Origin of the sequence: Arthrobacter sp., assembly GCF_030540645.1 — a bacterium.
Taxonomy (GTDB): domain Bacteria; phylum Actinomycetota; class Actinomycetes; order Actinomycetales; family Micrococcaceae; genus Specibacter.
Genome location: NZ_JAUNVV010000045.1, coordinates 20,084 through 26,635, shown reverse-complemented (window position 1 = coordinate 26,635; position 6,552 = coordinate 20,084). Strand labels below are relative to the sequence as shown.

Annotated in this window: 5 protein-coding genes; 3 read left to right on the top strand and 2 right to left on the bottom strand. The window is 66.2% G+C overall.

Going from position 1 to position 6,552, the window contains the following annotated elements; all coding sequences use genetic code 11:
• Nucleotides 1-11 precede the first annotated feature (11 nt).
• Nucleotides 12-1,193, bottom strand: a complete 1,182-nt coding sequence (gene dusB / locus Q4P21_RS09900) for a tRNA dihydrouridine synthase DusB (protein ID WP_303388609.1) — start codon at nucleotides 1,191-1,193, stop codon at nucleotides 12-14.
• 183 nt (nucleotides 1,194-1,376) lie between these two features.
• Nucleotides 1,377-2,426: an alpha/beta hydrolase gene (locus Q4P21_RS09895; protein ID WP_303388610.1), complete on the bottom strand. Its 1,050-nt coding sequence runs from the start codon at nucleotides 2,424-2,426 to the stop codon at nucleotides 1,377-1,379.
• A gap of 264 nt (nucleotides 2,427-2,690) precedes the next feature.
• On the opposite strand from Q4P21_RS09895, the gene Q4P21_RS09890 reads away from it, so the two are divergent.
• The 3 genes from Q4P21_RS09890 (at nucleotide 2,691) to Q4P21_RS09880 (ending at nucleotide 6,513) form a co-directional block, all read left to right on the top strand.
• Nucleotides 2,691-3,482 carry an ATP-binding cassette domain-containing protein gene (locus Q4P21_RS09890; protein ID WP_303388608.1) on the top strand — a complete coding sequence of 264 codons (792 nt, stop codon included), beginning with the start codon at nucleotides 2,691-2,693 and terminating at the stop codon, nucleotides 3,480-3,482.
• Entirely contained in the window at nucleotides 3,483-5,831 is a 2,349-nt protein-coding gene (locus tag Q4P21_RS09885; RefSeq protein ID WP_303388607.1) for a YhgE/Pip family protein, read from the top strand.
• Nucleotides 5,832-5,928: 97 nt separating this feature from the next.
• Nucleotides 5,929-6,513: a TetR/AcrR family transcriptional regulator gene (locus Q4P21_RS09880; protein WP_303388606.1), complete on the top strand. Its 585-nt coding sequence runs from the start codon at nucleotides 5,929-5,931 to the stop codon at nucleotides 6,511-6,513.
• The last annotated feature ends 39 nt before the right edge of the window (nucleotides 6,514-6,552 follow it).

Below are 6,552 nucleotides of genomic sequence, written 5' to 3'. Positions count from 1 at the left end.
TTGCGACTGGTTTATCCGCCCGAGACGTCCAGTTCGGCGCCAGCGATTTCCACCTTTTGTGAGCCGCTGATGGTGCGCTCGTCCAGCCAGCCGGCCGGAAGTGCGGTCCGTTTGGGTGTGCCTGCACGTCCGCGGGGGCCTTCTGCGTCAACGCCGGGGTACGGGGAGTCCATGTCGAGCTGATCCAGCAAGCCGCGCAGCACCTCGAGGGTGGGTACCGCGGCGAGTTGGGCGCGCAGATCCCCGCCCACCACGTAGCCCTTGAAGTACCAGGCCATGTGCTTGCGGATGTCACGCAGGGCCTTGTTTTCGTCGTCGAATGTGTCAACGAGCAGCTCGGCGTGGCGGTAGACGGCGGCGGCAACCTCGGCCAGGCCGGGCTTGTGGCGGGTGTCGCTGCCTTCGAAGGCGGCCATGAGGTCACCGAAGAGCCAGGGGCGGCCCTGGCAACCGCGGCCCACCACGACGCCGTCGACGCCGGTCTGACGCACCATGGCTACGGCGTCCTCGGCGCTCCAGATGTCGCCATTCCCGAGGACGGGGATGTCAGGGAGGGCTTCGCGCAGGCGGGCAATGGCGTCCCAGTCGGCCTTGCCGGAGTAGAACTGGCTTGCTGTGCGCCCGTGCAGCGCGACGGCGGCCACACCGGAATCCCGCGCAATCCTGCCCGCTTCGAGGTAGGTCAAGTGGTCGTCGTCAATGCCCTTGCGCATCTTGATGGTCAACGGCAGCCCGCCCTTGGACGCTTCCCGCACCGCGGTTTGCACGATCGCGGTGAACAGGTCGATCTTCCAGGGCAGGGCAGCCCCGCCGCCGCGCCGGGTCACTTTCGCCACGGGGCAGCCGAAGTTCAGGTCGATGTGGTCGGCGTGGTCTTCCTCCACGAGCATCCGCACGGCCTTGCCCACGGTTTCCGGGTCCACGCCGTACAGCTGCACCGAGCGGATCTTCTCGTCTTCGTCGTGACTGATGAGGCGCATCGATTCCGGCGTGCGCTCCACGAGGGCGCGCGAAGTGACCATTTCGGAGACGAAAACGCCACCACCGTGCTCGCGACACAGCCTGCGGAAGGCCGTGTTCGTGATTCCGGCCATGGGGGCCAGCACCACGGGGGTGTCCACCGTGATGTTGCCGAGCGTCAAGGGCGGCAGGTCGATTTTGGTGTCGCTGGAGGGGATATCTGTAACAGTCACCAGACAATTCTCTCAAACCTGACCAAATTAAGCGCTGCCCCTCCTAGTCACCCCTTCTCGGAAGCACGACGCCGGGGCCGCACCGTCGCTGGTGGGCCCCGGCGCCACGGCTGCTTGAGTTAGGCTGCCGCGGCTACTTGAGTTAGGCTGCCGCGCCGTGTTCGGGTCAGGCGGCTGCTCGGGTCAGGCTGCGCCGCGGACGTGTTGGAGCAGAAGGTCCACGAACCGTTCCGGCTGTTCCAGTGCCGGCGCGTGGCCGGCACCGGCAAACACCTCTTCGGCGTAGCTGCCGCCGTTGGCCGCGTAGCGCTCCAACACGGCGCGGGTTTGGGCCACCATCTGCTGTGCCGGTGCCGCGTCCTCGCCCGGCCAGCCGGGGATGACGCCCGCCTGGCCCAGGAAGTTCAGATCGAAGGCGGAGGCGTCGGAGACGATGGCGTCGGCTTCACCGCGCACCCACAGAATGGGCGGCTTGGCGGGCAGCTCGGCAATGCCGGAGACGTCAAAGTGGCCCGGTGCCATGGTGTTCAACACCCCGCGCGTTCCGGCGGCAAATCCCGGCCAGCTTTCCGACGGCACGGAATCGCCCGGGTAGTTGTCCTCACCCGTCGCGGTGGTCAGCATTGACTCAACCCACGTGTCTTCATGTTCGGAGGTGAAGTCGGCGGAAACGTAGGTTCCCTTGTAGACGGCCCACGGCCCAAGGGTGTTCTCCCGGCTGGTGTCGCCGTCTGCGAGCGCGGTCACGAAGCCCGGGTTGGCCCCGCCTCCCCCGGTGCCGGCGTCGTCGTCGGTGAGTCGGGTCCCGTCCAGGCGGGTGCCGCCAAAGCCGTAGGGCGAGACGGGTGCCTGCAGCGTGATGCTGGCCACCGGGTAGTCGAGGGCGTATTGCAGCACGACGCCACCGCCCATGCTCCAGCCCACCAGGTGTACTGGTCCGAGTCCGAGCGCCTGCACCACGGAGTGGACGTCGTCGCTGAAGTCCCGCACGCCCCGGGTGGCATCGACGGGGGCCGTTTCACTGCCGCCGAAGCCGCGCAAGTCCACGGCGTAGGCTCTCACGTCATCGGGCAAAGCCAGCAGGATGGGCTGCCAGAACAGGGATGAGGAGACGTTGCCGTGAACAAACACGATGGCCGGTCCGTCCGTTCGCTGCCCGGAACGGGCAAGGACGTTGGCGGCCAGGCGGTCGGTGTGGACGGTGGTGGCGGTGATGCCTTCAAAGAGCGGCACTGCAGGACCTCTTTTCACGCTACTGGTGTTTGGTTGTGTCAAGCCTCACTGTAAGGCAGTTTAAACCAAATCACTGGAAGCCCGGATAGGGCGCACCTTGGCACCGTGGACAGCCAGAATCACGCTCGCCAATTTGCTAAACTGACCAGTCAGTATAAAGATGGATAAATGACAGTCCCCCGCAGCACACGGCGGCCGGACCACCAATCCGAAAGGTCCACGCAGGAGTTACTCCGCGCCGGATCATCCACCAAAGGAACCACTGTGCAGATTCATGCCAACAACCTTGCGCTGTCAGCAGGGCGCGGCCCCGTTTACGGCCCACTCACCTTCAACCTCGACAGCGGACTCTCCGTCCTCCGCGGCGATGCCGGAAGCGGGCGAACCTCACTACTGCTCACCCTGGCCGGCCGCATGAAGCACGACGCCGGCACGCTGCTCGTGGCAGGGCTTGAACTCCCCCGCCAGCTCCGCGCCGTCCAAAAGCTCAGCGCCGTGGCAGGATTCTCCGGCATTGACAGCCTAGAAGAGTCCGTTACCGTGGGCGCCACCCTCCGCGAGCGCCTTGCGTGGCTCTCGCCTTGGTGGTCCGTTGTGCGCAAGCTCAACGACGACGCCGTTGCCCAAATCTGTGCCCCCATCTTTGGCGGGCAGCCCATCCCGGCTGCCAGCACGCTCATCTGGGACCTCGACGAAACGGAGAAGTTCCTGCTGCGCATCGCCCTGGCCATGATGGGGCGCCCCAAGGTCTTGTTCGTCGACGACATTGAGCAGATTCGCAACAGCGACTCCCGCGCCATCGTCTGGCACCGGCTGGCCGCCGTGGCCGCCAAGCGCACGGATGTGGTGGTGTCCGCATCCTCGCTGGACGCCGCCCTGTGGGAAGACCTGGATATGAGCCCCCACATCATCGATATCAGCGTCGAACCCAAAGGCACGGATGCCGGGAGCACCGCAGCCGACAGCGCTGCCCCGGGTGCCGCCGTCGTGCACGGAATCGACACGGACAGCATCGAAACCACACCCCTGCACGAACTCATCAAGGAGAGCGTCTAAATGTTTGCCTTTCTATCCCCCGGCACGGAACTGAGCCGGTTCAAGCGCGGCAAACTGCCGAAAATCGCCGTGGCCGTCATGCTGTTCATCCCGCTGATCTACGGCGCCCTGTACCTGTGGGCGTTCCAGGCCCCGGACAAGCACATGGACTCCCTGCCCGTGGCCCTCGTCAATGAGGACGCCGGTGCCACGAACAATGGCGAGGCGGTCCACGCCGGCCAGGACCTGAGCACGAAGCTGCTGGACGGCATGGACTTGAAGTGGGAGCAGACCGACGCTGCGGATGCCGCATCCGGGGTCGCCGACGGCAAGTACTACTTCGCCCTCACCATCCCCGCGGACTTCTCCAAGAACGCCGTCTCGGTTGGCACGGACGCCCCCGCGCAAACCCAGCTCGACGTCGAGTTCAACGACTCCAACAATTTCCTCTCCAGCGTTCTGGGCAAGCAGGCCATGGGCCAGGTCCGCGACGCCGTGTCCGAGCAGCTGGGCGAGCAAACCTCCTCGGCACTTCTCGTTGGATTGCACGACGCCGGTGATGGGCTGCGCGCCGCGGCGGACGGTTCCGCGAAGGTCACCTCCGGCATCGACACGGCCAAGGACGGCGCCGGCAAACTGGTGGTGGGTATGAAGGACCTGGCCGCAGGCTCGCTCACGCTCAAGGACGGAGCGCTCCAGCTCTCGGACGGGGCAACGTCGCTGTCAACGGGCATCACCTCCCTGGCCGGGGGCGCAGCCACCTTGAACACGGGCGCTTCGTCACTGTCCACGGGTGCCCAGTCGCTGGCCTCGGGCCTGGGCGATTTGAACACCGGCGCGGGCTCGCTTGCCGCTGGCAGCAACACGCTGTCCACGGGAGCTGCCGACTTGGCCACGTCACTGGGCAATGCCGTGCCCAGCGCGCAGAAACTCGAAACGGGTGCAGCCTCGGTGTCCACCGGTGCGGGCACCTTGTCAGCGAACGCGGCAAAGCTCTCCGGCTCGGCAGCAACGCTGGCCGGCAGTGCGGACACCGTCTCGGCAGGGGCCGCCCAGGCCTCTACCCAGCTGGCCACCCTCATCGCCACCGCCGAGAACCTGCCGGCCGAAACCCCTGCCAGTGCACTGGTGGACAGCTTGAAGAAGCTGCAAGCCGAGGGCCTTCAGCCGTTGGCCACAGGCGCCGGGCAGCTGGCAGCGGGCGCCAACTCGCTATCCGCCGACGGCACCGCTCCCCTAGCCGCTGGAGCCGCACAGCTTGCCACCGGTGCCGGGGAAGTTTCCACCGGCGTCTCCACACTGCGTACAGGCGTCGGTGCTGCCGCAACCGGCGCGGACCAGCTGGCCAAAGGTGCGCAGGCGCTGAATGCCGGCGCAACCGCACTCGCCGAGGGCGCCCAGGGCGCTGCCACTGGTTCTGCGGACTTGGCTGCCGGTGCGCAGAAGGTCTCCGGCGGTGCCAGTGCACTGTCCTCCGGGGCCGACACAGCCAAGGACGGCGCCGCAGCACTCGCATCCGGGGCCGGCACGCTCAGTGGCGGTACCTCCGATCTAGTGACCGGGACGGGAACCCTGCTCAACGGAGGGTCCGCGCTCGCCGACGGGGCGGACAAGCTCTCCGCCGGAAGCCATGAACTCACCACCAAGTTGCACGACGGCGGCCAGGCCGTCCCGAACGACTCTTCAGCACTGCTGGGACAGAAATCGCAGGTGCTGGCGAACCCCGTAGTGGTCAACAAGCAATGGGCCAATGAATCCGGCAGCTTTGGCGAGGGCTTTGCCCCGTTCTTCATTGCGCTGGCCACCTTTGTGGGTGCTTTGATTTCCTGGCTGCTGCTGCGCGCGCTTCCCGTCCGTGCGCTGGCGGCCGGCGCCAACGGCCTGCGCAGTGTGCTGACCGGTTTGCTGCCGGCTCTCGCCATCGGTTTGGGACAAGTGGTCATCATGGTGGCTGTGCTGTTGTGGGGGCTGGACATGAATCCCGCCTACCCGGTGGCCATGGCCGCGTTCATCTACCTGACAACCGTGACGTTCCTGGCGCTGCAGCAAATGTTCATCATTGTCTTCGGCACCGCAGCAGGACGCGTGGCCAGCCTGGTGCTGCTGATGCTGATGCTCAGTTCCTCGGGTGGGACGTACCCGGTGGAAACCACTCCTGGTTTCTTCCAGGCACTGCACCCGTTCATGCCGGCCAGCTATGTGGTGAGCGGGCTTAGGGAGTTGATGACTGGTGGAATAGACTCCCGGTTGTGGGTGTCGGTGGCTTTCCTTGCCGTCGTGGCCCTTGGTTCGGTTGCCATCAGCGCCTTCAGTGCAGGACGCCAGCGCGTGTTCTCAATCAAACGCCTGCACCCAGAACTGGAGATGTAGCCAACAGCGCAAGCCCGGCTGGCCGCCGTCGTACGTTCTGATCCGCCCCACCCTGCCCCACCTCTCCTGCCCCGCCCGCCCGAGCAAAGGAAATCCCGTGCCCCGCATCTCCGCCACCAAACAGGCCATTCTGGCCGCCGCGCTGGAGCTTGGTGCCTCGCACGGGATTTCCGGCACCACCATGGACGAGGTGGCGGAGCGGGCGCGTGTGGCCAAGGGCAGCGTGTACTACAACTTTGCGTCCAAGGACAAGCTGTTTGAGGAGTTGCTGACCACGGGGGTCGGGTCGTTGTCGGAGACGCTGCGTGCGGCCCGGGAGTCGGCGGCCGGGTTTGCCGCAATCGAGGCGATGGTCACGGACATGCTGACGTTGATTGCGGACAACCGGGCGCTGGCCAAGATGATGGCGGCGGAGATTTTCCGCACCGACAGGGTCTGGCAAAACACGATGTCGGCGCTGCGGCGCGAGGCCGTGGCGGAGATTGGCACGGCCCTGCTGCCGCTGGTTCCTGCAGGTACGACCGAGAGCAGCCGGCTGCTGATGGCCGGCGGCATTTTCGGGGCCACGCTCATGGGCGGGCTGGAATGGCTGCTGTTCACCCCGAACACGCCGGTGGCGGAAGTGGCGGCAGCGATCCTGTTCACATTCTCCGGAGGTCTGACAAAGGCGCCCACCCCCTAGCGCACGCCCCTCCTACCGACGCTCCAGCACTTTCCGGGG